This window comes from Lysinibacillus parviboronicapiens, from assembly GCF_003049605.2.
Classification (GTDB): domain Bacteria; phylum Bacillota; class Bacilli; order Bacillales_A; family Planococcaceae; genus Lysinibacillus; species Lysinibacillus parviboronicapiens.
The window spans coordinates 3,467,509-3,493,712 of record NZ_CP073713.1 but is presented as its reverse complement, the minus strand read 5'-3'; the positions used below and the strand labels follow the sequence as shown (position 1 = coordinate 3,493,712).

General features: G+C 34.0%; 26 protein-coding genes and 1 pseudogene. 14 read left to right on the top strand and 13 right to left on the bottom strand.

The annotated features are described in order from the left end of the window. Nucleotides 1-152: 152 nt before the first annotated feature. Nucleotides 153-914 (bottom strand): glycosyltransferase family 2 protein, encoded by a 762-nt coding sequence (locus C9J31_RS16875; protein ID WP_107951748.1) that lies wholly within the window; start codon nt 912-914, stop codon nt 153-155. 484 nt (nt 915-1,398) lie between these two features. Here C9J31_RS16875 and C9J31_RS16870 point away from each other — a divergent pair, with 484 nt between their 5' ends. Both C9J31_RS16870 and C9J31_RS16865 read left to right on the top strand, forming a co-directional pair. Then, entirely contained in the window at nt 1,399-1,554 is a 156-nt protein-coding gene (locus C9J31_RS16870; protein WP_193767223.1) for a hypothetical protein, read from the top strand. A gap of 114 nt (nt 1,555-1,668) precedes the next feature. Next, a complete protein-coding gene (locus C9J31_RS16865) occupies nt 1,669-1,872 on the top strand; it encodes a hypothetical protein (RefSeq protein WP_107950647.1) in 204 nt (67 codons plus the stop codon). Between the two features lie 93 nt (nt 1,873-1,965). On the opposite strand, the gene C9J31_RS16860 is transcribed toward C9J31_RS16865, so the two are convergent. Next, nucleotides 1,966-2,130 (bottom strand): hypothetical protein, encoded by a 165-nt coding sequence (locus tag C9J31_RS16860; protein WP_193767123.1) that lies wholly within the window; start codon nt 2,128-2,130, stop codon nt 1,966-1,968. A gap of 790 nt (nt 2,131-2,920) precedes the next feature. On the opposite strand from C9J31_RS16860, the gene C9J31_RS16855 reads away from it, so the two are divergent. From C9J31_RS16855 to C9J31_RS16840, 4 genes are all read left to right on the top strand, one after another. After that, the gene (locus C9J31_RS16855; RefSeq protein ID WP_107950646.1) at nt 2,921-4,489 is read left to right on the top strand and encodes a glycoside hydrolase family 10-like protein; all 1,569 of its coding nucleotides are present in this window, start codon (nt 2,921-2,923) and stop codon (nt 4,487-4,489) included. A 97-nt stretch (nt 4,490-4,586) separates the two neighbouring features. Next, entirely contained in the window at nt 4,587-5,036 is a 450-nt protein-coding gene (locus C9J31_RS16850; protein WP_107950645.1) for an S-layer homology domain-containing protein, read from the top strand. Between the two features lie 231 nt (nt 5,037-5,267). Next, nucleotides 5,268-6,080, top strand: a complete 813-nt coding sequence (locus C9J31_RS16845; RefSeq protein ID WP_107923495.1) for a TrmB family transcriptional regulator — start codon at nt 5,268-5,270, stop codon at nt 6,078-6,080. A 62-nt stretch (nt 6,081-6,142) separates the two neighbouring features. Then, entirely contained in the window at nt 6,143-7,030 is an 888-nt protein-coding gene (locus C9J31_RS16840; protein ID WP_107950644.1) for a DMT family transporter, read from the top strand. Between the two features lie 305 nt (nt 7,031-7,335). On the opposite strand, the pseudogene C9J31_RS24400 reads toward C9J31_RS16840, so the two are convergent. Further along, nucleotides 7,336-7,531, bottom strand: a pseudogene (locus tag C9J31_RS24400) (tyrosine-type recombinase/integrase); the annotation flags it as partial. Nucleotides 7,532-7,654: 123 nt separating this feature from the next. Here C9J31_RS24400 and C9J31_RS16830 point away from each other — a divergent pair. Further along, a complete protein-coding gene (locus C9J31_RS16830) occupies nt 7,655-8,338 on the top strand; it encodes a DUF421 domain-containing protein (RefSeq protein WP_107950643.1) in 684 nt (227 codons plus the stop codon). A gap of 669 nt (nt 8,339-9,007) precedes the next feature. After that, a complete protein-coding gene (locus C9J31_RS16825) occupies nt 9,008-9,580 on the top strand; it encodes an LOG family protein (protein WP_107950642.1) in 573 nt (190 codons plus the stop codon). Nucleotides 9,581-9,987: 407 nt separating this feature from the next. Here the strand turns inward: C9J31_RS16825 and C9J31_RS16820 are convergent, their stop codons facing one another. From C9J31_RS16820 to C9J31_RS16805, 4 genes are all read right to left on the bottom strand, one after another. After that, nucleotides 9,988-11,121, bottom strand: coding sequence for a hypothetical protein (locus C9J31_RS16820; RefSeq protein ID WP_107950641.1), 1,134 nt, complete (start codon nt 11,119-11,121; stop codon nt 9,988-9,990). A 552-nt stretch (nt 11,122-11,673) separates the two neighbouring features. Next, on the bottom strand, nt 11,674-13,080 hold the full coding sequence (locus C9J31_RS16815) for a YfcC family protein (RefSeq protein WP_107950640.1): 1,407 nt from the start codon (nt 13,078-13,080) through the stop codon (nt 11,674-11,676). Between the two features lie 164 nt (nt 13,081-13,244). After that, entirely contained in the window at nt 13,245-14,567 is a 1,323-nt protein-coding gene (locus C9J31_RS16810) for a MarR family transcriptional regulator (protein WP_107950639.1), read from the bottom strand. A 402-nt stretch (nt 14,568-14,969) separates the two neighbouring features. Further along, the gene (locus C9J31_RS16805) at nt 14,970-16,127 is read right to left on the bottom strand and encodes a Ger(x)C family spore germination protein (RefSeq protein ID WP_107950638.1); all 1,158 of its coding nucleotides are present in this window, start codon (nt 16,125-16,127) and stop codon (nt 14,970-14,972) included. A 485-nt stretch (nt 16,128-16,612) separates the two neighbouring features. Between C9J31_RS16805 and C9J31_RS16800 the strand changes: the two genes are divergently transcribed. Beyond that, nucleotides 16,613-16,813 (top strand): hypothetical protein, encoded by a 201-nt coding sequence (locus C9J31_RS16800; protein WP_107923500.1) that lies wholly within the window; start codon nt 16,613-16,615, stop codon nt 16,811-16,813. A gap of 304 nt (nt 16,814-17,117) precedes the next feature. Here C9J31_RS16800 and C9J31_RS16795 read toward each other — a convergent pair whose 3' ends face one another. The 3 genes from C9J31_RS16795 to C9J31_RS16785 all read right to left on the bottom strand — a co-directional run bounded on the left by C9J31_RS16795 (nt 17,118) and on the right by C9J31_RS16785 (nt 19,550). After that, nucleotides 17,118-17,321 (bottom strand): cold-shock protein, encoded by a 204-nt coding sequence (locus C9J31_RS16795; protein WP_053582012.1) that lies wholly within the window; start codon nt 17,319-17,321, stop codon nt 17,118-17,120. Between the two features lie 549 nt (nt 17,322-17,870). After that, nucleotides 17,871-18,248 (bottom strand): SET domain-containing protein, encoded by a 378-nt coding sequence (locus tag C9J31_RS16790; protein ID WP_107923501.1) that lies wholly within the window; start codon nt 18,246-18,248, stop codon nt 17,871-17,873. Nucleotides 18,249-18,545: 297 nt separating this feature from the next. Beyond that, nucleotides 18,546-19,550: a nucleoid-associated protein gene (locus C9J31_RS16785; RefSeq protein WP_107950637.1), complete on the bottom strand. Its 1,005-nt coding sequence runs from the start codon at nt 19,548-19,550 to the stop codon at nt 18,546-18,548. Nucleotides 19,551-20,231: 681 nt separating this feature from the next. Between C9J31_RS16785 and C9J31_RS16780 the strand changes: the two genes are divergently transcribed. From C9J31_RS16780 to C9J31_RS16770, 3 genes are all read left to right on the top strand, one after another. Next, the gene (locus C9J31_RS16780; RefSeq protein ID WP_107950636.1) at nt 20,232-20,696 is read left to right on the top strand and encodes a GNAT family N-acetyltransferase; all 465 of its coding nucleotides are present in this window, start codon (nt 20,232-20,234) and stop codon (nt 20,694-20,696) included. 584 nt (nt 20,697-21,280) lie between these two features. Next, on the top strand, nt 21,281-21,694 hold the full coding sequence (locus C9J31_RS16775; protein ID WP_107923503.1) for a YugN family protein: 414 nt from the start codon (nt 21,281-21,283) through the stop codon (nt 21,692-21,694). 226 nt (nt 21,695-21,920) lie between these two features. Further along, nucleotides 21,921-22,082 carry a hypothetical protein gene (locus tag C9J31_RS16770; protein ID WP_167395919.1) on the top strand — a complete coding sequence of 54 codons (162 nt, stop codon included), beginning with the start codon at nt 21,921-21,923 and terminating at the stop codon, nt 22,080-22,082. An 81-nt stretch (nt 22,083-22,163) separates the two neighbouring features. Here C9J31_RS16770 and C9J31_RS16765 read toward each other — a convergent pair whose 3' ends face one another. Both C9J31_RS16765 and C9J31_RS16760 read right to left on the bottom strand, forming a co-directional pair. After that, a complete protein-coding gene (locus tag C9J31_RS16765; protein WP_338016381.1) occupies nt 22,164-22,484 on the bottom strand; it encodes an NUDIX domain-containing protein in 321 nt (106 codons plus the stop codon). A gap of 202 nt (nt 22,485-22,686) precedes the next feature. Further along, entirely contained in the window at nt 22,687-23,073 is a 387-nt protein-coding gene (locus C9J31_RS16760) for an NUDIX hydrolase (protein ID WP_238602163.1), read from the bottom strand. Nucleotides 23,074-23,509: 436 nt separating this feature from the next. Here C9J31_RS16760 and C9J31_RS16755 point away from each other — a divergent pair, with 436 nt between their 5' ends. After that, complete coding sequence (locus tag C9J31_RS16755; RefSeq protein ID WP_193767122.1) at nt 23,510-24,601, top strand: PQQ-dependent sugar dehydrogenase; 1,092 nt, start codon at nt 23,510-23,512, stop codon at nt 24,599-24,601. Between the two features lie 18 nt (nt 24,602-24,619). Next, nucleotides 24,620-25,042: a universal stress protein gene (locus C9J31_RS16750; protein ID WP_107950635.1), complete on the top strand. Its 423-nt coding sequence runs from the start codon at nt 24,620-24,622 to the stop codon at nt 25,040-25,042. A 144-nt stretch (nt 25,043-25,186) separates the two neighbouring features. On the opposite strand, the gene C9J31_RS16745 is transcribed toward C9J31_RS16750, so the two are convergent. After that, a complete protein-coding gene (locus C9J31_RS16745) occupies nt 25,187-26,044 on the bottom strand; it encodes a DUF6612 family protein (protein ID WP_107923506.1) in 858 nt (285 codons plus the stop codon). Nucleotides 26,045-26,204: the final 160 nt, after the last annotated feature.

The following is a 26,204-nucleotide window of genomic DNA, read 5'->3' as shown; positions in this document are numbered from 1 at the left end:
ACTAACGCCGTGCTAAAAATTAATTTTTTTATTTCAAAATTCCTCCCTCATTATTACCATTTTAGGAAACTTAGTAATAAAAGTACATATAAAAAAACAGACAACCAATATTAGTTATCTGTTTTAATATAAACAATTGGGTTTACTCATTCTCATCTTGCTTGATCGTCATAATAGGCTTCATTTGCAGCTTTTTGATTATTGCCTTTTAGATAAGCTAAAATCATACTAGGTCGTTTAAGTAAAATCCAGTCCCCATAATGGTCAAAACGCCTGCAAGAAGTAATCATACCTTTCTTTATTGTTCCGTATTTTTTTCCATTTGTTTTACCCAATTGTTTTAATCGTTTTGCAAAATCAGCATCTTCAGCCATAAGCATCTTCTCATTAAAACCATTAATTGCTTGAAAGTCCTTTCGATAGCACCAAAAAATCCCTACAGAAATCAATCCATATTTAAACAATAAGGGAACAATCAATAGCATGGTCGAAACAATGATTCCAAGCGAGACTCTTTCAAAATTTCCGTTTACGCCTCCTCCAATATATTGATTAGATGCTAGGTGCTTTTCAACTTCTGATAACAAGTGTTCTGTCATTCGAGTATCTGCATCAATTGTAATTAGAATTTCACCTTTTGCTAATGCTGCTCCAGCATTTCTAATCTTGGATAAATTTTTATCTTCATTTATCAATGTTACACAATTGTATGACTTTGCAATTTCCTCTGTTTTATCTGTACAACGATTAAGCACAACAATTACTTCAACTTGATTATTATAAAGTTGTGCAGCTTTTGCAATTGATTCGAGGCATCCCCCAATGTACTTTTCTTCGTTGTGAGCGGGTATAATAACGGAAAATTTCACATCATTTTCATTAACATCCTTAATAAATTGCTTGTTTTCAGACATAGAAAAATTCCTCTCCGTAGTTATAATTAGTACTTGCAAATTCAGTATACCATTTACATATAGGTATTTTTATGGCAATTTTATACCAATATATTCAAAATATAGCTACTTCATCACAGCTAAGATTGTATAATTGTTAAGCTTTTACTGTAACAAGGACATTAAGAGCTGTATTTGTAGGGACACATAACAAGGCTGTGGAGTGATTAAGTAATAAGGTAACTAAATCACCATCTGTGGAGGGCAAAGTGCGCAAGGAACGTCCAGTACCTTTCTATAACTGGCTGAAAGAATGTGATAGTCGAGCGGAAATATGTAATAGACCTAATTTGGAAAACTGGATTGAATGGTAATCGCTATGAACTAGAGGGGTTGGAAAAAGGGGTTATTCCATTCGGTTCATAGCGATTCCCCCTTATAATTTTAGTATTTATTTATTTTGTAATTTTTAAACAGTCTATTGTATAGAGAGAGGGGAATAGGTATGACACACTTTGAATACATGGAGCAACAGGGGCAAATGACAATATTTGATTTACAGGATGAATATGAAGAACTGCAGTTTAGAAAATCTTCCACAAATGTTAATAAGCCTGTTCTTAAAGGTTCACGGATAGTTGGGTATATTGTGCGGAGATAAAATGACTACTCAATATAACAGCGAATGGAAATAAATATCCAAATGAATCTGATTTGAGGTATTATTAAACTAACGGCGCAGGTTAGTTTAATAATATTTATAGGGGGGGATTTTATGATTAAGTCTTTAAAAGGGCAATTTATCTTATCTATATTTGTTGCTATTGGTTTTGTTTATTCTACTTTTTCTACTATTGAGTTTACTGGTGACGAGAGATTTTTATCCGTTCGGGTACTATTTTTCTTCATCATGATTTTATCGGTGTTTAATGCGGGATTATTGTCGGAAAAATACATTCAAACAAGAAAGAAGAAATAACTCTTCTTCAAGTAAGGAGGGCTTTAGTTGAATAAAAAGACAAGACCACTCCGTAATGGGTGGTCAAAAAATAAAATACTAAATAGCCTTAAATTATAACGAAGTTGACTTACTTTTTTTCTCATTAATAATAAGGTCTTCTTCATGTTTTGGGCGAGGGGGTTCAGCACATCCGGCACGCTCAATAGGTTCTTTAATATTTGATTGTTTTGTTGGCTCGTCTGTTGCAAATTCTGTATCTTTTTTATCCCTTTTCATTTCGACACCTCCTAAAGATATTATTTAACTTAACTAATAAAATATACTTTGTTTATGAGTGGTTTAAAAATCGAGGTAAACAAAAGGTAAACATTGTATTTATAAAACGTTGATATATCAATGTTATGGTATGTCCTCCTAGGACCTATCTAGGTTCAGTAGAATAAGTTTGAACCAACTGAAAAGCGCTTCAAATCCTTTAATATCAGGAGTTTGAGGCGCTTTTCCTTTTTCTGAGAATCAGTTAGAAAACGATAGAAAATGAAAAGTTTCGACACATTTTCTACACAAGCAAAAGTGGTTTGAAGATGCTATCTGTCTATTCTGAATCGAAATGTGGGGATGGTAGTACTTTAATTAAGATAAATTATTCGAGTAACACATCAAGGAGATTTCGGCGAGCCATTGTAAAAATGTTACACTTAAACTAACGTATCAGGTTTATTGAATAAATAGTAACAAGATACGAAGAGTAATATTAAAGAAATGGAAATTACCAGTTAAGGGAGAATAATTGGGGATTTGTGGTATTATATAGTAAGCGAAGAAACAAGAATAAAATTATCCAACGAGCTTCGCAAACAATTGAAATTACCAATAGCGGGTCCTACCGATAAAACGCTACAGACCTAATGACTGTAAGACACTTTTGGAAGGATAAATCAGTCCCTACTTTTATAGAATAGGCTGATATGGTATTTACTTAGGTTATAGTAACAACTATGTTTAATAGCTGAGAAATAGTTGTTGAAAAATTATTATATTTAAAAAAGGAGAGATTTTATTATTTATGTTTAAAAATGTTTTTGGCAAGTGCTTAGTAACTTTTTTGGCTTTACTTTTACTTATCCCTGTTTTTACAAATCATAAGGCTACAGCTAATTCACTACCTCAAAATGAAATGCGTGCAGTCTGGATTTCATCAGTTTCTAATATTGATATGAAGGCAGGAATGAGTCAAGCCCAATATACTCAATGGGCTCAAAGCACTTTAGACAAATTAAAAGCCGCTAACTTTAATACTGTTATTTTTCAAGTTAAGCCATTAAATGATGCACTGTATCCGTCTAAGCTTGCTCCATGGTCATCGTACATAACTGGCAAAAAACAAGGGACCAACCCTGGTTTTGATCCTTTGCAAATTATGCTGGACGAAGCACATAAGCGAGGATTAGAACTTCATGCATGGGTAAATCCATATAGAGTCACTATGCCTTCGCACGCGTTGCCTGATCTAGCTGCCGACAATGTAGCTCGTAAAAATCCTAGCTGGGTAGTGAAATACGGTAAACAATACTACTTGAATCCTGGTTTACCAGAAGTTCAAAATTACTTACTATCAACTATAGAAGAATTAGTAAGCAACTATGATATCGACGCTGTACATATGGATGATTATTTCTATCCTTATAAAATTAAAGGTGAGACTTTTCCAGATCAACAAACTTTTAAAAAGTATGGTAGCTCTTTCAAAAAAATAGAAGACTGGCGCCGAGATAATGTTAATCAATTAGTAAAAAAGGTTTATGCAAGCATTAAGGCAATTAAACCTCATGTTCAATATGGAATATCTCCGTTTGGAATTTGGCGAAACAAAGGGCAAGATTCTACTGGTAGTAACACGAATGGAATGAGTAACTACGATGATATTTATGCTGATACAAGACAGTGGATTAAAGATGGAAGTATCGATTATATTGCTCCTCAAATCTATTGGTCCAGAAATCATAAAGCAGCAAATTACTCTGTTTTATTAGATTGGTGGGGAAGAGAAGTTCAAACGTACGCAAAAGACCATCCTGTTAATCTATATATTGGCATGGCTGATTATAAAGTTGGAAATGATGCTGATACTGCATGGAATAATAAGACAGAACTTATCAGCCAAGCAATCGCCAACAGAGCAAATAAAAATGCTCAAGGACAAATGCATTTTTCTCTAAGAAGTATTAACAATAACGCTTTTGGATATGCTTCTTATCTAAATCAGCAACTATACAATACTAAAGCTTTAACACCTACAATTTATTGGAAAGGCTCTGCAATACCTTTATGTCCAACTGATGTTAAATTGAGTAAAGAGTCTTCCGGCATGAAGCTTACTATTACAGATAAAAATAGTACTCAACCAAGAAAATATGTAATATACCGATTTGATGGAACAAAAGAAGGTTCATATGAAGACGTTAAAAATATAGTAGACGTGGTTTATAACACACAAGGTAATACTGTTTATGTAGATACTACTGCAAATAATAGTAAAGTATACACATATGGTATAAAGTCTATATCTGCTACAGGTGTGGAAAGTAAAACTGCTTTTGTTCTAAAAGACGGAAGTCCTTACCAGCACCAATAGAGTCAATACCTGAAGGGCCAGAGCAACCAGAAAAACCTGTAGATTCAAAGCCTAATATTACATTCAATGATATCTCCACGAAAACTGGGCTAAGGACATGATTGAAGACATCGTAGCTCGTGGTATTATCACAGGCTATCCAGACTACACGTTACGACCGAATGAACCAATTAAACGTCAGCATATGGCAGTCATGATCGCACGGACTTTTGAGCTAACACTGAAACGAAAGGACGTATCATTTAGTGATGTATCAACGAGTCATCCATACTATGAAGCTATTATGAGTATACAACAGGCTGGTGTTGTAAACGGTTCAACCGGGGCATTCAGTCCAGATGAATCTAAAAGAATGATTCAAGAGCGTGTTTTGATTAATCTTTTTTCAAAACACGCTCTTTTTTTTTGCTTCTTTATCAAGACTATTAGTATTAATTTGATCAATCTTTATTCTAAGGCTCAAATGGTTGGGCTTTTTCTTTTATGGCTTCTTAAGTGCAAATTTCGTTTATGTAGTATTCCACATATTATACTCATTACTGTTTGATTTACTTTTGTTTAGGTTTCTATTTCTAAATATTTTGGAAGAATCACATAATAGTAGAAAAAGCATAAACCAATGAAAATTTAGGCTTAGAAGGTTGCTGAGGCGGCCTTTTCTTATGGAACTAAAGGGGCAGGTTTGTTGAAGAAGATTTTAAATAGTTCTAAAATTATAGACTTCTTGGTATGAATGATTTACAGTAGTTAGTATATTAACTACTAAGAAGGTGGGTTTATGGAAGACAAAGCGATAATCGAATTGCAAAAGCATGGATTTTCAAAATACGAGTGTAAGGCCTATATAGGTTTATTGAAATCCCCTGCAATTACTGGCTATGAATTAAGTAAGCGTTCTGGGGTTCCACGGTCAATGATTTATGAAGTATTAGGGAAATTACTTGATAAAGGGGCTATTCAAACGGTTCCCTCTGACCCCATTGTCTATAAAGCTGTAGAGCCAAAACTACTGCTTTCTCGTCTTAAAGAAGAGATGAATACATCATTTGAATTGTTAGAGTCATCTCTTACAGTTTTAGAAAGTGATCAAAAAGTGGACGTCGTGACGAGAATTGTCCAGTACGACCATATTGTTCAAGAAATGCTTTCGATGATTCGATCCGCAGAAAAAGAGATTTGGCTATCAATTTGGGCTCCTGTGGTGAAAGATATTGAAAAAGCTGTTCGAGAGAAAGAAGGCTCGATACCAATTTTTACAGTTTTATTTGGAGCTGAAAGTGAGACGTTGGGACATACCTATCATCATAACTACATGGCCCCAGACATTGTGAGTAAACGCATGGGCGGATATTTGACTATTCTCATTCGAGATGAAGAAGAAGCTCTAATTGCTAAGTTTAGCGACAGAGGTTCAGAGTGGGCTGTGAAGTCAACAGATCCTGCACTTGTCCTTATTGCTACTGAATATATTAGGCACGACATTATGGTAGAAGAAATCACAAATGCATTCGGTCCTGAAAAGCTAGATGAGCTATGGAAAGCTCGAGAAGATTTAATTCATGTAATGACAGGAAAAAACAGCTTAGCATAAAGCTGTTTTTTTACCACCAAATTAATAGTAGTTATAACAATAACGACTTAGGAGGGTGTTAAATGTATGCCAAAATAAAGTTTGCCATCTCCATGGCTATATTCGGTTCAGTCGGTCTATTTTCAGAAAAAACAGGTCTGCGCTCGATTGAACTAGTTTTTGTGCGTTGCCTCTGTGCAAGTATTCTTTTGGGAACAATATGGGGGATTAGTACATTAAAAACAAAACAACAGAGGGAAATTGCTATCCCTCATAGGGAGTATTTACTTGCCTTATTATGCGGTGTATTCCTTATCGTAAATTGGGTGTTTTTTTTCCGTTCTTTAGAAGTAATGCCTATTACTGTGGCGGTATCCATTTATCATTTAGCGCCTGTTATTGTACTTCTCTTAGGCTCTGTTATTTTCAAAGAAAAAATAACAAAAATAGGATTGGTCTTTTTCTTTGTTTGCTTTTTAGGGACATTGTTAGTTGGGGGAATTCATCAACATACAACTATGGTTGGATTTTTATCCACCGGTGTTTTATGGGCGTTTGCAGCAGCATTCTTCTACGCTCTAACTTCTATTACGGGGAAGGGAATAAAAATGCTTAGTCCTTTGTTAACAACCGTTATTCAAACAAGTTTGGGTATTTTATTATTGATGCCATTAGTGGATTGGTCAAACTTCATTCATCTTACCGTTGAAAACTGGTTCTATATCCTTGTTACAGGATTTATTCACACGGGATTTGTGTTTTATTTATTTTTCAGTAGTTTACGTGAGTTAAAGGCACAAACAATTGCAATTTTAGTCTTTGTTGATCCGGTTGTTGCAATCTTACTGGATGCAACTATTTTGAACTACCGTCCTGATGTCTACCAGATTCTCGGAGTATTTCTAGTGTTTGTGGGGATCAGTTACTCTCCCAAAAAAGAAAGAAGTTACGATTCCTTACATTCAAGTTGAAGTGAAAAAGTACCCTTAATTCAATGATATATAATCAAAGAAGTCAAATTTTTGCTATTGGCTGACCCTTCAAGAGAGATTATTAGGGATATGTCAATAGGGGCGAATGTTTTGTAGCTAAAAATCAAACAGCAAGTTATTGGGGTTTATGTATTACTAAGTTTTCCGCTTAGTTGTGCATAAATCCAAGTAGTTTCACTTTTTCATGACCCAATAAACTACGAATTACTTCAATGGGAGCCCCAGAGATGCTTTACATTCAAATATGTAGAAGCCTTCTGTAAATTCTTTATAAAACGATGTTTCTATACAACAAGAAGTTGTTCAAAGATGTTACTAGTTTGCTGGGAGTCACGTTCCCGTAACTCATTTAAGACGTGTGCATACGTAGAATGTTGTAATATCGATGTTAGAGTGTCCTAGACGTTCTGATACATAAAAAATCGAAATAATTTTGTAAAGTAAGATACTCGAGTGCGTGTGCCTTAGTCCGTGGAAAGTCTTTAGAATAGAGCGTCATTTGTATTTAAAATTTGCCCAGGACTCCATTAATTTTGAGCCTGGGCTTTGTAGTCTAATTTATTTAAAACTTGACTATTCTATTGTAGAGACAGGAGTGAAAAGATGAACGATATAAGTTACTTGCGGATAGCCATTGAAACAGTTCTAACTTTTTTTGTCCTTCTAACTCTTACACGCTTTTTAGGGAAAAAACAATTAAGTCATCTAACCTTTTTTAACTATGTAACAGGAATTACAATAGGTTCGATGGCTGCAAATATGGTTGTTCTTAGTACAAATGATTACACAAAAGATTTACTCAGCTTGATAATCTGGTGTTTACTAACTACAATTCTTGGTTATATAAGTCTTAAGTCTGGGAAAATTAGAGTCATCCTTGATGGTCAACCTACAATTATTATAAAGCATGGAGAGATAGACAGAAAAGCATTAAAAAGAACAGGTGTTAATATTGATGACTTAACGATGATGATTAGGCAATATCAAACATTTTCAATAACAGAAATAGATTACGCTATTCTAGAACCGAATGGTAGACTTAGCATTCTCAAAAAGCCTGAATATCAAGGAACACAAAAAAGAGATTTAAACATATATCCGTCACCTCCAGCTTACTTACCCATAGAAATTATTACTGATGGGAAATTATTACCTAAAAATTTATTGGAAGTTGGTAAAAGTAGAGATTGGTTAAATAAAGAGTTAAGAAAGGCAAATATAAAAGGTGTGGAAGAAGTGTTTTATGCTGAAGAATCCGATGGAAGTTTATTTATCCAAAAATTTTAACAAAAGTGACCGGGCGCTCATATAAATATGTGAGTACCTGGTCTTTTTATGGTTAATATTCTCTTATTTCAAACGAAGCAATCTTATCATGTACGATGTATTCAGTTACCTTTTTATAAGGGGAGATAGTTTTTGAAAATTTGAATGTTGAAGTACCGTGAGTACTTTCAAACCAAGTCAAGTAATCGTTTAAAACTTTATTTGATAGATCATACTCTTTTGTTAACCCATTTACTAAAGTGATACTTAGGACAGCACTTGATTGTTCATTGATTAGTCTCTTAACAATGACTGTACTAGTGGCTACAATATCGGTGTTTTCAATCTTTGCAGTAATAATTGCCTCACCTTCGCGAATAGCAGTTACATTACCATTTGGATTTACAGTGGCATCGAATCATCACTACTTGTCCAAATTACTTTAGCTGTATCTGGAGTAACTGTAGCTTCCAATTTCAAGTGCATGAATCACGTGTGCTACTCCTCCAGTTTCTTCTGCTAAAAGCCAATCCGTGTATAAATATTTAAATCTGAGCAGCCACGTGTTTCATAGTACTCTTTTATCGACAGTTGAAATTCATTTAATTCCATGAATGCATGCCTACTTCCTATCTTGTATACATTAAATTATACTATAAAAGAATATAGCCTAATATGGAGGAAAGTTACATGAAAAGCATTGCAGTTTTTTGCGGGTCTAGCATAGGAGCTTCTGAAGTTTACCGAGAAGGAGCTATACTTTTAGGGAAAGAATTAGCTAAACGAAATATTACATTAATTTACGGTGGAGCTAGTGTCGGTGTAATGGGAACGGTAGCAGACACTGTCCTTCGAGAGGGGGGCAAAGTCATTGGTGTGATACCAACATTACTTGAAGACCGTGAAATCTCCCATAAACATTTAACAGAGCTGATTATTGTAAATTCCATGCACGAACGAAAAAGTAAAATGATGGAGCTAGCTGATGGTTTTATAGCTTTACCCGGTGGCCCGGGTACTTTAGAAGAATTTTTTGAAGTGTTTACGTGGAATCAAATTGGTTTGATTCAAAAACCTTGTGGAATTTTAAACATTAATCATTATTATGATTTACTTATTGCATTATTTGACCATATGCAAGACGAACAATTTTTACAAACACAGTATCGAAATGCACTGTTAGTAGATAGCGACGTAATACTACTATTAGAAAAATGTTTGGCTTATGTGCCTCCTGCAATTAAAACATATCAAAATAATTAGCGTTTTATTTTAAACTTAAGCTCTATTTTTGAAACAATTAAAGTTGGAGTTGCAGCAATATACTAGATGAGAATAACCGGATTTTACTTGTTACGTAAGGCATCGTCTGAATTTGGCTACTGGAGTTTACCTAGTGGCATATAGTAAGGCTATTGAGCGTTTAAGTAAACAGTCTATTAATTCAGCATCTATAGATGAAACAGGGAATAGAGAGTGTCTGGTATCATTTTATAATTGGGGTAATAAGCGTATTAGTCGCCCGTAATAGGTCCATCGTTAGAAATTGGCTGGCATGATAGAGAGGGCAATTGAAGATGACGCATTGAATACATGGAGGTAAGAGAAAAGGGGTTATATCCAAAAATCATTTTCAATGACTTTTGGAACAACCCCGAATTCTTTACTGGTTAATGTTGTGGAAGATATTCTTGACCGTTTATCGTTAGTTTAGAAGCAAAGATGAGAATTTCTTTATTTGCTGTAATATATGGGTCTAGAATTTTGTTAAAGGCATCCCATGCTTCTGCTGCTTTTTCAAGCTCCTCATTTTTATTAAGAGCTCTGGCTTCTTCATAAAGCTGTTTTAATTGCTTGCTATCTGCTTCACTCACTTCGAATTCAAAGTCAGCCATGTATTCTTCAAATGTGGCAGGCACATAGTACTGATCAAGGATTTCATAAAATTCATTCCATAGCTGATTAGACAACTCTTCATTTTCATCTTTATCTGCTTTTCGAGCATCCTCAAAGATTATTTTTAGTTTTGCTAAAGTTTCAGCAGGGATTTCTGATTCTAAGCCATCTAAAGTTTCTTCAAAAGTTTGTGGTGGATATAGCTCATCTAAATATGGTTGAAGGATTTTATCAAACTCGTCATATTTTTCGTTAGCCTTTTCTTCATCCCCATTTTTTTCAAGCTTTACCCATTCTTCATAAATAGCTTTAAGTTGTTTTTTATCGTTTTCTTTAATAATTATGTTACTTTCATTAAATCCATATTCTTCTATATATTCATCAAATGATTTATTAGCTAATACATATGGCTTTTTAATTTTATACATTTCGTCATAAATCTTATCCATTTCCTCAAATTTCTTTTCTATCTCTTCAACTGAATAATCATTGTCTTCATTTATTTCCTTTTCTAGCTTCTTCATTTCATTAAACATTTTTTCTAATTTTACTAAATCTTCTTTTGTTACCTCTTTAGGTAGGTCTTTTTTATAAACTTCAAACGTATTGAAGTCATTATAATTTTCTACAACACTACCTTCAACAGAAATTTCCTGTCCTTCAACTAAGTTCATTTTTTCTAGTTGTTCTGTAGAAAATTTATTGAAACTGATGAAATATTTTTTACCATCTTGTCCTTTAAGGTTTATTCCGTTCATGTAGATGCTTTTAACAGTTCCTTTAATTTGTTGTTCCTTTTGAACGGATGCTTCAATTGTTTTTTCTGCTGATGCAGCTCCTGCTTGAAGTGGCGTTAAAACAGCCATTCCTATAGTAAGTGCTGAAGCAATCATCCAAGTTTTTTTCATATTTATTTCTCCTTTTATCTTTAAAATTAGGTGTTACCAATAATTAGACGATTTACCATCTAAGAAAGTTCATGGTTTTTAACAAAATTTAAAAATAGGCTGCTATTTGGAAGATAGGTAAACATTCTCAAACGGTAGAATGTAGACCACTCCGTGAATAAAAAAATAGGGTAAATATTTTAAGTGCAGACTATTGGTATATCGTCGTTTTAGTATGTCTTCCTATGACGTATCGAGGTTCAGGTAGACTTTGAACCAACTGTAAAGTGCTTAGAAAAAATTGGTATCGAGAGAATTAAGGCCCCTTTTTAAAAAAACAAGTTGGAAAAGCGTAGGAAATGTCTCAAAAAAATGCTAGTTGTCCGTTCGAAATCAAACCCCTTTATTTAAATAACGTGAATTAAAAAAGCTGCGAAGGCAAAATTAAAAGATCTAAGTCCAGTACAATACCAGACTTAGATCTGAGAAGCTGCTTAAAAAAATTGTCTATCTTTTTTGGGTCAGAACAATGTAAATGCTACTTTTCTGACAGCTTTTTGACGTAAATTGCTACTAAGAGATTCCTAGAGCTACGGCTACAATTAATGCAATACATGCGATGACTGCCCATCCAAGAATCATCTTCCAAATAAATTTAATCCATTTTTCATAAGGAATACCTGCTACTGCTAAATATGCCATGAGCGCAGACGAAGTAGGAATAATAGAGTTTGTTAAAGAGTCCCCATATTGGAATGCTAATACAGCAATTTGACGCTCTAAACCTAGTAGATCTGTAATAGGGATCATGATTGGCATAGTTGCTGCTGCTTGACCACTTCCAGATGAAATAAATAAATTCAATATCGCTTGAATAAATAACATCCCGATTGCACTGATTGCATGAGGTAAATGACCAATCGTTTCGGACGCTGCATAAACAATCGTATCAATAATTTTCCCTTGCTCTAGCACAACAGTAATGGCGCGTGCGAAGCCGACAATTAAAGCACCAAATGTCACAGCCTTTGCCCCTTCGATAAAGGAGTCGAAAATAGTACCAGGTTTTAAACCCCCGATTAGACCAGCAATTAACCCCATAATTAAAAAGGATGCTGTTAATTGTGTTAAAAACCAACCCCAGTTGAACACACCATAAATATTAAAACCAATCCCACATGCCATCACAAGAAACACGAATTTATGTTTCCACGTTAATGAAGGTATATCGATAATAGAATGATTAGCCTTTGCCTTTTGTTCAATCTCATAAATGACACTCGCTTGTGGATTCTTTTTCACTTTAAAGGCATAACGTGACACGTAGAAAATAGAAAATCCTAGCACAAAAATGTAAACGACAGCCCGGAAGCCAATCCCTGAAAATAAAGGTACATCAGCTAAAGATTGCGCTACACCTACTGTAAATGGATTTAACATACCACCAAAAAAACCGCTGGCAGCACCGAGTGTAATCATAGCAGTCCCTGTTACGGCATCGAAGCCCATTGCGCGTGCAATGGCTACACCAATCGGTACAAAGATTATCGTTTCCTCTGCCATCCCCATGGTGAAACCACCAACAGAGAATAGAATCATAGATAATGGAATTAGTAATTTTTCTCTACCTTCTAAAGCTTTTACGCCTTTATAAACGCCAGCTTCAATAGCTCCCGTAGAACGAATAATACCAAATACACCACTTACTAAAAATATGTAAAAAATGATTTGTGCCCCTTTTTCAAGGCCCATCGGAATTGCTGTAAACATCTCAAAAAATGATACAGGATTACTTTCGATATGATGATAACTGCCATCTACAACAAGCATTCGACCTTCTTTATCCTCAACACGGTCAAACTCACCTGCAGGAATAATATAGCTTAAAATCCCTGCAAGAAAGATAATAGCAAAAATGATTGTATAAGTATGAGGCACCTTAAGCCAACTCTTCTTTTTCTTACCTTGTTCATTCTCCATATATACACCCCTATATATAAGACTTCAGATATTGCTCCATCTGACATATTGTACTGTGGTAGTTACCTTAATGCTTCTATATGTCTCCCTTCGTAACCCCAAATTGTCGTTATATGTCGTTAATTGAAAATAAATATACAATAGATTAAATTTAATGTAAAGTGTTAATTTTCTATTATTTTAGAAATTAAATGTGTCGTTGCTTTATAAACCTTTCTAGGGCGGCCCTGATTGTATGGATGTTCCTCACCAATGAATAGCAAATAGTTATTATCAATTAATCGACTAATAATTCGTTCAGCAGACCTACGGGAAAGGTTCATATATTCTGCTAATTCAGCTGCTGAAAATGGACGATTATTATTCATGCCAATAAACTGTTTCATTAATTTTAAATTTTTCGCACTCATTTTTATTTCTTCAGCTAATGCTAAAACTTGTTTATCGTTATTCAATAACGAAATTTTGCGCTCATTCTCAAAGAGTGATCCAAGCAATCGACTGTCTTCATCAACTAAACATAGAACGGATGTTTGGTTTTTGAATTTGTTCGTGAAAAATAAAGCCTGCGATGAATGAATCTCAGCTTCATGGAGTGAATAACCAATTCCTATTCCAATATTAAAAAATGTCTCGAACTGTTTTTCTAGTTGACCAATTAAAGATTGGAAATAAGCAATATTTGATTTTCGAATAGCTCCTCGTGTGGCATAAATAACAAAAGGCTCACTTTGTGATTGTGAAACTCGTGCATTAAAGATTTTGCATATTTTTTCTATACTTTCTAAGAATAAAAGGTTATTTACCAGTGATTTTTCTTGACTAGCAATGGATACAACAGCAATTTGTGATGACGACAATAAAGAATATTTGTAAGCATCAATCGCTTTAGATATGGTTGATACAAAAGTATGTTTGCTATCAACCATATAGGTGGAAGGGATACCTAATTGATTTAACGCAACAAATACAGCATGTAAACAAGTCAGTACATGCTTCGTTTTACCTGCTGCGTATAAATTTTTATGGAAGTGAATATATTCTTCAATTTGAAACTCTTTCATTTCTCGTTGTTGCTCATACACCCAGGCGTAATCCTTTAAAAAAAAGTGGTCAGCCTGTAAGCCCGCTTCCGTTATTACTTGATAAAAGCTATCCTTGTTTGGTAAGTCAATTGATATGTTGGCAAGTTCAATTTTTTGGCTGTGTATAATGGACAATAATGAAAGCGATAATGATAATTCATCGACAGGAATATAAGTTGCTTGTATTTTTTGAACTTGTATTTTTTTATAACAATAATAATAAGGGATGGAGCCTGCAAATAATAAAATATCCGATTTGGAAGCTGCTTCATCTATTAAACCAACGCTTTCTTCAGGTACAGTGTAAGGGAAATGGATAAATTGCACCTTAGGAAACTCTTTAAAATACTCTTTTATATTATCCCAAAAAAATAAAGAACCAATAACTGCTATTGTTTTCATATTTATCCTCCAATATATATTTTTTACTATGAAAAACCTCTTCTCGATGAAGCTTTTCGCCTAATACCTAATGTAAATTCTTCTGGAATCTCATCAAAGTATGAGATTTTCTAGCCCTTCGAGAAGCCTTCTACACATATATACCACCAGGGATTCGTTACCCTCCAAATACGATTATTATAGACGCCCATATTATGCCATGCTATATGTATTTAAAATAAATCACAAAATATTTAATTGAATCAGGTGATTGGAGGGGGAATGCACTTAGAGGAGGCAGGCATAAACTTATTTTAAGACGTCAAAGGGAAGGATAGGTTCACATCCGATGTACAGAGGAGGCGGTTTTAGTCACAAAATAGATAACCAGGCTCTCTTTTTACAGAGAATACCTGGTATTTTTTATTCTTCAATTGTCTCTTCAAATGTTTTGTTACCTAAATATATTTTATCCACATGGATATCTATTTTGCTTAGTGAGTCTTTTGTTAATGGAATTTTCCCGTTAGCTTCGTATTTTTTCCATGCCTTAACGTTGCTTCGATAAAGATGTTCAGATAAACGATAAATATCTACATCTAATTTTAGTCCTTCCTCGTAAGTTTCTTTTATTTCTTTTTTTACTTCTGTAACAATTTTATCTCTTAGCTCTTTTGTCGTGACTGCCCCTTTAAAACCATTGACTTTAGCACGGAGCTTTATCTCTGCTTCAAATCGAATTTGTTGTCCTGTTACAATGGGTTTTACTTTTACTTTTAATTTATCGAGAGTTACAGTGATGTAATCTCTTTCATTTGTATCTAATTTAAATGTGACTTCTGCTTGATTAGTATAATTGTGCATCCATTGATTTCCACGTGCTGCGGAACCTTTAATAATTCCTTTAAAACCGTCTTTGGAGAGTATACTTATACCTGCAAAGGTTGTCGCCTCTGTTTGTCCTTCAGCAGTCTCCCATTCTTTATTGAAATCTACAAAAGGAATACTGATTTCATGACTTGGTTCATTTAATCCAATGGCGATATCTCTTAAATTTATTGGTTCAATAAACGACTCTTGTTTTGTAGGATTTATAGGGTTACTTAATTTTGAAGATGCAAGAGAATTCTTCAAAATGGGTGTGGCTAGAAGAACGTCATTAATTGAATTCTCCGTAGAATAGATCCAAATTTGATATCTTGTATCTCTAAACCGTATGAATGTATCTATGACAGGAATACTTCGTTCATTTTCCATTGCTCGTACTGAAAATATAAGATATCTCATATGGCCCCAGAAGATTTTTTGGTCAATAGAACGATATAATTTAAAAATAGCTTCTTCAATTGTTTTCCCTTTTGCATACCCAACCTCAGTAGGTACAATGTCTGGATTTGGTTGTTCAGATTTTGCTAAATCGGCAAAGTTAATAATTTGCAAATACACCTCATACTGATTATCGTTAAAGTCGACACCTACTGCATTAATATAATACATTCTTTGGGGTTCAGTAGTATCCCAGCAACCCGTTAAAAATATAGTAAAAATTATCATTATTAGAAATGCAATTTTATTTCTCATTTTATCTCCGTTAAACCGAGGTGTGAATTTTTTTATACTGTTAGCCTAGACAAAAGTGTATTTTAATAAACTCGTTTGAGTGATTTAATCTTTTAGTGTTTCGTGCTTTTATCCACATGAAAACTAGTAGGAGGTATTATGGAGCAGTTTTGCTTAAATAGGAAATTAAATTTTATATATAATGAAATGGTTATCTTGCAAACTGAAAGGTTATATGTAAGACAATATCGAGAAGATGATATACACGCTTAATAATACTATAAGTAACGCTTATTAAAGTGATAAAAGATAAGGGGAAAATTGAAATGAGATAGAATAAGTATGAATCAACTAAAAAGCGCTTTAATCCTTTATGATTAAGGGATTGAAGCGTTTTTTTGAGAATGCGTTAAACGATTTATCATCCTTCATGAAATCCTTAATCATTTAGAATATTTTGTATAAAATTCGGCAATGAATAGGTGTAAAATGAAGGGGTGGTAGTGATGGAATTTTATAAGGATAAAGAAATTTACTGCTACAGCTGTCGTAAAAAAACTTTATTTACATGTAAAGACAAGCATAAAAAAAGTGGTGTAGACAGTCATTGTAGTGAATGTTCTGGGATTTGGTTTGAATGGCAAAATCGAGCGGTAGAGCGAGAAATGGAAAAGTGGATTGAATATAATCAAGGGCTTGCAAATTAAATCGATATCTATTTTCACATTAAAAAAGTATAATTGAAGCTATTTACTTGTAGAATCGACTCCTATGTAAAAGTTGATTGGAACGAAGGGCGGTGACTCTTACGAAAAAAGCGGGAAAGTCGAGAACCTGGTCTAAAGCTTGCTCCTGCCTGTGGAAAGTGTCCGCTGTTTTAGAAATCAACGGTTTCATCTAAATTTATTGTAAAAGAAAAAACTGTAGGCAAACTCAATTTTTACTGAGTCTGTCTACAGTCTGAGGTATCCTAATGAAAGGATGCCTTTTTTGTATGGTGATAATTAGAAATTAAAGTTTTACGATGTTTGTAGCTTGTGGTCCACGTTGGCCGTCTTCTACTGAGAATTCAACTTTTTGACCTTCGTCAAGTGATTTGAAACCGTCACCTTGGATAGCTGAGAAGTGAGCGAATACGTCGTTTCCGCCTTCTACTTCGATGAATCCAAAACCTTTTTCTGCGTTAAACCATTTTACTGTACCTTGTTGTGTCATTTGAATGACCTCCATTAATTGTATTAAATAATATCATAAACTTCAAAAGAAAAAAATTCACATATTACAAAAAGTATCGAACAAAACATGATTACTCTTTGTAATATGTGAATTCATTGATTCTTTGCAAACGATGTTATTAAATTTATTATATAACTAAAAATCGTATTTGTCTAGTACTGAATCGAAATCTTTCGTGAGGCCCATATTGCTAAGTAATTCATGCGCCATGCAAAAACCTTACGACCCCTCATTTACTTCGCAACCAGCGCAGGATGACGGCAAGGCTACTTAAACTTCAATCCTCCCGTATACACCAAAAGATTAGCAAGAATATGGTTAAAGTAACAATAGAGGAAACCATCGTGATCATACAATTTTTAGCTGGGAAGGGGGCCAATGTAGTCCGGCTCTAAATTTTGTAGGGAAAATAAAGTTTTTAGAAACACGATAACCATCTATCAGTTGCTCTTTGATAGATGGTTATAAATTGTTTTTCAATCCTACATTTTGGCAGATAAACCGCTAAAGATTCACGATAATATCCTTTTAGTCCTGATTAAACCACAATTCTTCTTTGTCATCAACGTCACCATTATAATTAATTAAAATTTCATCTCCTGCTTTGATATCTGTATAAGCATAGAAGTCAAAGGTGTGATTTTTAAAATTAATTTCATACGTTGCATTAGGTTCATAAGAATGATTAAACAACATTCCGTACCCTAGAAGGATAGCAGAATGGTTTATTCCATATTCAAATGCGTAATCAGCGAGAAGTGTTTGCTCAATGTATTGGTGTTGGTCATTTGGATAAGAAATAACAGGTGCTTCATGTAAAAGCGCTCCTTTTTTAATATCACATGTAGCAAATACCCCTCTATTGAATTCTCCATCACTTAATGGAGATGTTTTTACTTCAATCATATTGTTCTCCTACTCATTAAAAAAATTTTCTTTCTAAGAATAACATTAATTTGAACATTGGGCTCTATTTTTTGAAAAGAAACTTTGCAATACGTCTGTAAGGATGTAGTTGCTCACTATTTCTTTGTACACAGCCAATCCTTTAAGGTTTTGGTTTTAATGCCAATTCGCATAGTAGATCGTTTTGTAATGGAAAGACAGCTGCTACGTGTTAGAACATTTTCACTAGCTTTTACTATGCAATCCCCAAAATTTATCTAAGAATTGTGGGGCTCTATCTCTTTTTGAGTGCATGTATCAAACTTCTTCTTGAAAATAGATTTTATAAAACTTTCGATTGGTTGTTTCATCATAGCCGACTTCAATCAATTCATGTACTTGTTCGATATCACGAACGTTCACTTGTATTTCTATAGTAGAATCGAGTTTAATTTTACGCTTATAGCTTTTTTCTGCTTTTGCAATCGCGCTCTCAGAAATAACTGTTTCATAGGGTTTTACCGTATTGACAATGATATCTTTTTGTACAGGCTCTGCTTTTTCAAAGACCGTTTCAATATAATCATTCACTTGGAATTCTTCTTCACTTCTAAAATAATCGAGGGTTTTATTTAAAAATCCTAATTTCTCGGTATTGGTAAAGCTCTCTTCTTTTAAAATATATTTTTTACACTCTGTTAACGCTAAATTCGTTTTATGATAATGTTCATCCGCTACCTTAATCTTTAAAAAGCGCTCTTGCCAGTAGACAACATCTTCTTTCTTTTTTGTTTTCATAAAGACAGCGGGTGCTTTGTCAGACCCCATATCCACGATGACGGCCATATTATTAATTCTTTTAACATTAATACCGTCAATACCATTGACAATCATTTTATTTTGCTCGTTTTTCACATCTAAAAATATTTCTTTTTCATCAATTTTTACAATAGCAATGACCTTAGTTACATCTGTAGACATAAAACAATTTTCGAATAGGCCAATAAATAATTCTCCACTTTTAATTTGAGGATGCCCAGAGGCACTATGTAAGTGTGTGGCGATATTTTTCGATTGTTCAAGAAAACTATTCTCTTGATCGAAAATAGACATTACATATGTATACACTTCATTTAACCCTATATCTGTTTCGTGAAAAAATTCATATTGTTGCTCCATATCAAGTTTGTTAAATGCTAATTGTGTAAAGGCGGCCTCTAGCATGATTTCGGGCTGAGAGAAAGTCTCTTCACCTAAAATAAGCGTATCACTTACTTGATGGACAACATATTTTGCTAATTTACTATCACTTACTTCTAACATGGTCTTCACCTTCTATTATTAGTTATAGATAATTTACCATACCACACTGGGCACAATATTTTCATGTATTTTATATATAGTAATAATAATATTAAATGGGAATAAATAGGAGGTTTTATAGTTTGAGAGTGCTGTTATGGATTTTTTTGTAACTTCATCAGTTAGAATCATAAATTGAGGGGGGATATGCGGTAAGATTTATTGAGGATAATTTTTTTGAAACTTTCTTTAAAAAACATGCGTAAGAATGCTGAGGGGAGATGTAGTTGTATGTCTAAAAATTTTTTATTGTCCATTATTAAAGGCGGCGCAGACGTCAAGAATGGGAACAACGGAGTTAAGAAAAAGTATTTGCAAAAAAATCAAAGCTAAAAGCGTATTTGAAACTGGTTATTGTAAGGAATCGAAATATCAATATGTAAAAATAAGTGAAGCATCAATGTATGTTGCGGAGATCGAAAAAATCAAAGTTAAATAATCACAATTGAGCCGTGTGCAGAGCGCGTGACTTTTATTTGTCATTAACTATTACGTGGGAACACGAAACAACGAGATTAATACAATTATTTTCAACGTAAATCATCATTAGAATGACAAGGTGACGATAGGTTATTCATACAATAATAGATACCGATAATTATAAAGCCTTGTAAATTACAAAAGGAATAGAGGGAAATATAAATGATTACATTAAAGCCCATGAACCATAAGGAGTTTCAACAGTACATTAGCTTTGCAATTAAAGACTACGCGAAAGATAAGGTCGCTGCTGGAAATTGGCATATAGATGAAGCAATTGACCTGTCTAGGGATTCATTTACTCGATTGTTACCTCAAGACGAAAAAACGGACTTAAATACTTTATTTTCTATCTTTCACAACGATATGTTGGTAGGAATGATTTGGATTTCACAAAAATCGCCTACACATCTTGACGAAGGATTTATTTATGATTTCATCATATATGAACAATATCAAGGACAAGGATATGGTAAGGCAGCAATGAAGGAACTAGAAATAATCGCTAAAGGAATGGGTATGAAGAAAATCGGTCTACACGTTTTTGGCCATAACAAAATCGCACGGGGATTATATGAAAAAATGGGTTACGAAATTACGAATATAACAATGTCAAAATCAATTTGAATACTAGCATTGTAAAAGAACGCAAAAGATAAACACTCTTGCGTTCTTCTTTTCATGTAGTTTAGTAAACTCAACATGTCTAATTCAAATTTCAAAGTTTGCAGAAATCTTTGGAGAACATTCAAGATTTGGATAACTAGATTACAACGTTCGTAATCCTCAAACATACGATTCAAATTCGAGGTCATTAACAAGAGGATGTAGTGTCTATTAGTAGAAATTTCGTACTTTCCAGCGTATGTATTCCATCATAATGTTTAACAATCCCGTCTTTTATTATCGATCATATTCATAGTCATAAGGAACATCTCTATTTCCACATCCAACAAGAAGTAATGATAAAGTTAAGAATATAAACATACTTACAAAAAACTTTTTCATTTCATAAACACTCCCTTGAATTAATTATCCTTTTTATACACATTTATAATAATTATAGTGTAAGTGTATGATATTAATAAGTACATAATTAAAATATTTTCTATTAATGTTAACCCCTAAAGACGCGTTCTTTAGCGTAAGTAATGGTTTGTATTTCCCTTTTTAAGGATAGACTGATATCGAATAAAAGGAGGGATAGGCAATTGTTACAATTTGAATCAAATATTGTAGGAAAACAAATAGGATTTGGTTATTTACGCGATCATATTGAAAGGCATGGTTTTACAATCGGAGGTAATTGGGATTATGACAAGGGCAGTTTCGATACGGTGTTATGGCGTGAGGCAGGCGAAACAATCTATTTACGGGTACCTTTTATCGTAACAGAGGGCGAGTTGGACTTTTATGATGCGCAGATTCGCTTTCAGACCCCTTTTGTCATTAAACATGTGACGAACGTAGGATTAGATTATGATGAGGGTTCACTGCTAGATGCTACGGGAGCTAGTCAATTCCAAGCCCCTCTTGATAAAGATGCTCAAATCCATAATAAAAGTAAGTGGATCCATGCGGGTGAAAAGGTAGTAGAAGAAAAAGTTTTGCCCTTTTTTCATTAAATAAAAAGATTGTCATTTTTAGGGTCACACTTATATGGAAGTGTGGCTTTTTGCAAGTTGCCGTTTGAAAAATAATGAAATAAATAGCGAAATGACTCTAATGATTGCGAGTCTTTGGACCTCCTTGACAATTGGTTCTATATAATCAAAAATTAAAAAATAATTGTCAGAAAATATTACCAATATTATAATAGGGATAACTAATACTATTATATGGGGTGAGTTTATGGGAAAAGCAGTTAGTAATGATTTTCTATTTTCGTATCAAAAATTGCAACATGAACGACTCATCGACAGAAAAGAAGAGTATTTAGAAGTGCTTGAAAAAACGAAAGTTGAAGGCGAAATTTTAGAATTTGATAGTATAATAGAAGAGGCGCCTGAGTGACGTCTTCTTCTTTTTTTTTGATGGTAGTGGCTTTTGAGCAGTTACTAGAGTGATGTCGATATTTAATGAAAGGTGCATTTATTAATCGATAATTGGTAATTTCTTATTTTCAACCCAATCTACAATAAATTTTTTTTGGCGGGGATTTAAATTTGGAGGTAAATCTTTCCTTTGAAAAAATCGATGTGCTTTACTTTCTTCGCTCTTTTGTTTTAAATCGCCCTGAAAATCTGAGGTTTTAAAAATAATTTGCACACTAAATACTTTATCTTTGTTGGGATATTCCACAAAGCAAGTTTTTCCTGAGTAAATACCATATAACTGTAAGTTATGAACCACCAATCCAGTTTCTTCGAATACCTCTCTCGTCGCTGTTTGTTCAAATGATTCTCCTATTTCCATCACACCAATTATCTTCGTCTGTACGATGTTGTAGTAAAATTTTTTTATTGCTCTCTATAATTACTCCACAGCCAACTGTAAAAAGTGTTTCATGACCAATAAAATTCCGCATCTGTTTTACATAATTCATCGTATGCAACTCGATTCTTTGTTAAAATTTTACCTATTCATTTTATGTCTCTACTATACGCAATCTGAAGCATTATATCGTTCCTTCATTACTGTAAAAGGCAGGGCGTTCTAAAAGTTTGTCAAGTCCTTGTGAATAGTAAGGCATTCGATAATTGGCCGTGTCCATAGCTGTCCATTCGATTTGAGAAATTTCATGTGGCAATGTTATTTCTTCTGTACCAGCTACTATCTGGGCCTCAAATGTAAAAAATATAGCATGGTGATGTCTCTTTGTAAACTTTGCTTCATTTACTGCTAATAGGTTTCCAATTGTCACTTTATAGCCAGTTTCTTCAAATGTTTCACGAATTGCTGCTTCCGTTAGCGTTTCATTAACTTCAACTCTTCCACCAGGTAGTGACCAATGACCTTCATGATTATATACCATAAGAATTTCATTATCGATTAATGAATGCATAGACAACTTTTACTTCTTCCAATAGTGACCCCCTGTACTCCAGTTTCAATGATTTTTTTAATGATGACAAGCTCATTTTTAGCATACGATATAGCTCAAATCCAATGCTTACTACTTGTTATGAAGAACGTATTTTCTTTCGGTAACAGTTATATAAAGACAATGGATAAAATAAGCATGGGTAACCCATTTAAAAATCAAATATGATGATTTTTTTTGAAAATGCTTTTCTATTTTTAATCACTCCATTAGGGTCTTAGTTTAAACTTAGTGTAGGACGATACTAAATATTATTTACAGCTTATTGGAATTTAATTAGGAAGTAAAGTACCTTGAATTTATAGGTAAGATATATTTTAGATTAATGAGTGCAATGTTAAAAATTTCACGTGCAAACATGTTGATGCTAAAAATAACATAGAAAGAGTGATGGTCGTTGAAGAGAGCCTTAGTTCTAATTATGCTTACAATATTTTTATTAGCAGGGTGTACGGCAACTAAGCAACAATCTATTAGTAAGGAGCCCGAAAACGTAGATCAGGGGGCTGGCGAGGTAGCTGATGTGGGATTAGAAGTCATTGCACAGAAACTAGCAACACCTTGGTCAATTGACAAAGTAGACAATACATTTTATGTATCAGAAAGACCAGGGCATATAGTGAAGATAGTCAATGGTGAACGACAAAGACAACGGGTGAAGCTAGAAAAAAATCTTGCGACAGCGTCAGAGGCAGGTTTATTAGGATTTGTTCTTGCTCCAGACTTTCTGCAATCGAATCGAGCATATGCCTATTATACGTATGTAGAAGGCACCAAACAATTTAACCGAATTATTATATTAAGACTTGAAGGGGATATCTGGAAGGAAGAACAATTGCTTGTCGATCATATTTTAAGTGGTTCCTACCATCATGGAGGAAGACTTGAAATTAGTCCAGATGGTAAACTATATGCAACTGTTGGGGATGCACGAGCCCCATCAATAGCACAGGCGCAAGATACGTTGGAAGGAAAAATTTTAAGAATGAATTTAGATGGATCGATACCAAGTGATAATCCATTTCCAAATTCTTATGTTTATAGTTACGGGCATCGTAATCCTCAAGGCATGGCATGGTCGACAGACGGCACATTATATGCTAGTGAACATGGCAATACTGCAAATGATGAGATAAACAGAATCAAAGCGGGGCACAATTATGGTTGGCCGATAATTGAAGGTTCCGAGCAACAAGAGGGGATGATAGCTCCACTGTTTACATCCGGAAATAACACTACTTGGGCACCTTCAGGCATGGATTATTATGACGGTAAATTGTATGTTGCCGCATTAAAAGGAACAGCAGTTTTGGCATTTAATATAGAAAAAGGTGAACAAAGAAAAATAATTAGTGGACTAGGCAGAATTCGAGATATACTAGTTGATGGAAAGTACCTTTATTTTATTAGCAATAATACAGATGGACGGGGTTTTCCACAGGAAAGTGACGACAAATTGTATCGAATTCCATTGATAATTTTAAAGTAATTTACAAGGAGGATTATGATGACGAAGAACTACACAAAAATCGCAGTAGCGATTGATTTTTCCGAACAGTCACTAAAAGCTTATGAACGCGCTGTAAGTATAGCACAGGAGGGCGGAGCGACTTTACAATTGGTCAATGTTGTTGATACGAAATCATTTGGGGCTATCACAGCATATGACTTAAAGTATGCAGAGAAACTGAAAGAGGAAAACCTTATCAAAATCGAGAAAATGAAAAATGAAGCGCAAGCACAAGGTGTAACGAATGTAGTAGTGACTGTAGAGACAGGTTCACCAAAAGTCGTTTTAACGCAGTTGCCTGAGGTTGAATTAATTGTATGTGGTGCTACAGGGTTAAATCAAATAGAAAAAATGGTAATCGGTTCAGTAGCAGAGCGCATTGTTCGCTTAGCGAAATGTGATGTGCTACTTGTTCGCTAATAGGTATTATTTATAAAAACAAGCTGTAAATCCTCGTCTGACGAAGGTTTACAGCTTACAGACAGTTAGTTAGTTTCCTTATAGAAAAAATTTTTTTGATAAAAAAGCCAGTCTCCAAAATCATGGAAACTGGCTATTTTTGGGTTATTGTGGTTCAGTTGCGTTATCGATAATATTTTGTGGAATATCAATTGTTTTAAGGTGATTGAATTCACTATAAGTAACTACTGACTTTGTTGTCATGGCTAATTCTTCGCCTTCAACTTTCATCTTAAAGTCAAAGTTCATATCCATTTTCGTTGTGTCAAATGTTTCTTTATCGATATATAGCACGTAGTTTACTTGATCAATTGTTAAGTTATCAAGTGGATTTTCTTCAAGACCAAGTTCTTTCATAGAATCATTAACTTGTGAATCAATTAAATCTTTAAAACGATCACCTTTTGCTTCAAGTGTTAATACATAAGCATCATCGTTTTGTTCAAATGTGAAGTCATCAATATATTTTTTAAGTTGTTGTAATTGTTCTTTTGCATCTGCGGATGAAGCTGTTTGCTCTAAAATGTCGTCAAATTGTTCGTTGGGCAATTTAAACCAATTGTCAGATGCCGTATCTTTCATAAAGAAGCCTTGATCTTGTTTCATATACATTTCAATAGGCATTTCTGATTTTTCAGTGCCTTCTCCAAACATATCCGGCATTGTCATAGAGCCTGATAAGTGCATAGCGAGAGGGTCAGTAATTACATCCATTTCCATTTTCGAGTCAATAGCTACTTCCATTGATTCCTCGCCTGCACCAATTTTTGTTACTTGATTCATTTCCATATTTGCGCTCATGCTTTTAATGTCTGTTTGACGATCTACTGCCTTGTCGTACACCTGCTCTAAAGTAAGTGAGCTTGTTTTAGTTGTATCCTTTGTTGGTGTAGCGCTCGTATTACAGGCTGCCAATACTAGTGCAAATGTTCCTACGCCTAAAACTTTGAAAATCTTCTTCAATTCAATCATCTCCTATTCATTGTGAAAAAACACACTATTTACTAGTATACGAGGAATAGGGGCAAAAGTTTCGAAAAAATAAATAATGAATCATTATTACTATATTAAAGGAATGTCTTACAAATTAAGAGGAGGGAGGATCTATAGGTGAAGAGAGGCT

Bases quoted from the DNA above. Each gene is read 5' to 3' on its own strand.
- C9J31_RS16875 (WP_107951748.1), bottom strand. From the start codon at position 914: ATGTCTGAAAACAAGCAATTTATTAAGGATGTTAATGAAAATGATGTG.
- C9J31_RS16790 (WP_107923501.1), bottom strand. From the start codon at position 18,248: ATGATTGAAGTAAAAACATCTCCATTAAGTGATGGAGAATTCAATAGA.
- C9J31_RS16750 (WP_107950635.1), top strand. From the start codon at position 24,620: ATGACGAAGAACTACACAAAAATCGCAGTAGCGATTGATTTTTCCGAA.
- C9J31_RS16795 (WP_053582012.1), bottom strand. From the start codon at position 17,321: ATGACACAACAAGGTACAGTAAAATGGTTTAACGCAGAAAAAGGTTTT.
- C9J31_RS16805 (WP_107950638.1), bottom strand. From the start codon at position 16,127: ATGAGAAATAAAATTGCATTTCTAATAATGATAATTTTTACTATATTT.
- C9J31_RS16760 (WP_238602163.1), bottom strand. From the start codon at position 23,073: ATGCATTCATTAATCGATAATGAAATTCTTATGGTATATAATCATGAA.
- C9J31_RS16800 (WP_107923500.1), top strand. From the start codon at position 16,613: ATGGAATTTTATAAGGATAAAGAAATTTACTGCTACAGCTGTCGTAAA.
- C9J31_RS16870 (WP_193767223.1), top strand. From the start codon at position 1,399: ATGACACACTTTGAATACATGGAGCAACAGGGGCAAATGACAATATTT.
- C9J31_RS16825 (WP_107950642.1), top strand. From the start codon at position 9,008: ATGAAAAGCATTGCAGTTTTTTGCGGGTCTAGCATAGGAGCTTCTGAA.
- C9J31_RS16830 (WP_107950643.1), top strand. From the start codon at position 7,655: ATGAACGATATAAGTTACTTGCGGATAGCCATTGAAACAGTTCTAACT.
- C9J31_RS16780 (WP_107950636.1), top strand. From the start codon at position 20,232: ATGATTACATTAAAGCCCATGAACCATAAGGAGTTTCAACAGTACATT.
- C9J31_RS16820 (WP_107950641.1), bottom strand. From the start codon at position 11,121: ATGAAAAAAACTTGGATGATTGCTTCAGCACTTACTATAGGAATGGCT.
- C9J31_RS16860 (WP_193767123.1), bottom strand. From the start codon at position 2,130: ATGAAAAGGGATAAAAAAGATACAGAATTTGCAACAGACGAGCCAACA.
- C9J31_RS16815 (WP_107950640.1), bottom strand. From the start codon at position 13,080: ATGGAGAATGAACAAGGTAAGAAAAAGAAGAGTTGGCTTAAGGTGCCT.
- C9J31_RS16810 (WP_107950639.1), bottom strand. From the start codon at position 14,567: ATGAAAACAATAGCAGTTATTGGTTCTTTATTTTTTTGGGATAATATA.
- C9J31_RS16765 (WP_338016381.1), bottom strand. From the start codon at position 22,484: ATGGAAATAGGAGAATCATTTGAACAAACAGCGACGAGAGAGGTATTC.
- C9J31_RS16770 (WP_167395919.1), top strand. From the start codon at position 21,921: ATGGGAAAAGCAGTTAGTAATGATTTTCTATTTTCGTATCAAAAATTG.
- C9J31_RS16855 (WP_107950646.1), top strand. From the start codon at position 2,921: ATGTTTAAAAATGTTTTTGGCAAGTGCTTAGTAACTTTTTTGGCTTTA.
- C9J31_RS16850 (WP_107950645.1), top strand. From the start codon at position 4,587: ATGATTGAAGACATCGTAGCTCGTGGTATTATCACAGGCTATCCAGAC.
- C9J31_RS16865 (WP_107950647.1), top strand. From the start codon at position 1,669: ATGATTAAGTCTTTAAAAGGGCAATTTATCTTATCTATATTTGTTGCT.
- C9J31_RS16845 (WP_107923495.1), top strand. From the start codon at position 5,268: ATGGAAGACAAAGCGATAATCGAATTGCAAAAGCATGGATTTTCAAAA.
- C9J31_RS16785 (WP_107950637.1), bottom strand. From the start codon at position 19,550: ATGTTAGAAGTAAGTGATAGTAAATTAGCAAAATATGTTGTCCATCAA.
- C9J31_RS16840 (WP_107950644.1), top strand. From the start codon at position 6,143: ATGTATGCCAAAATAAAGTTTGCCATCTCCATGGCTATATTCGGTTCA.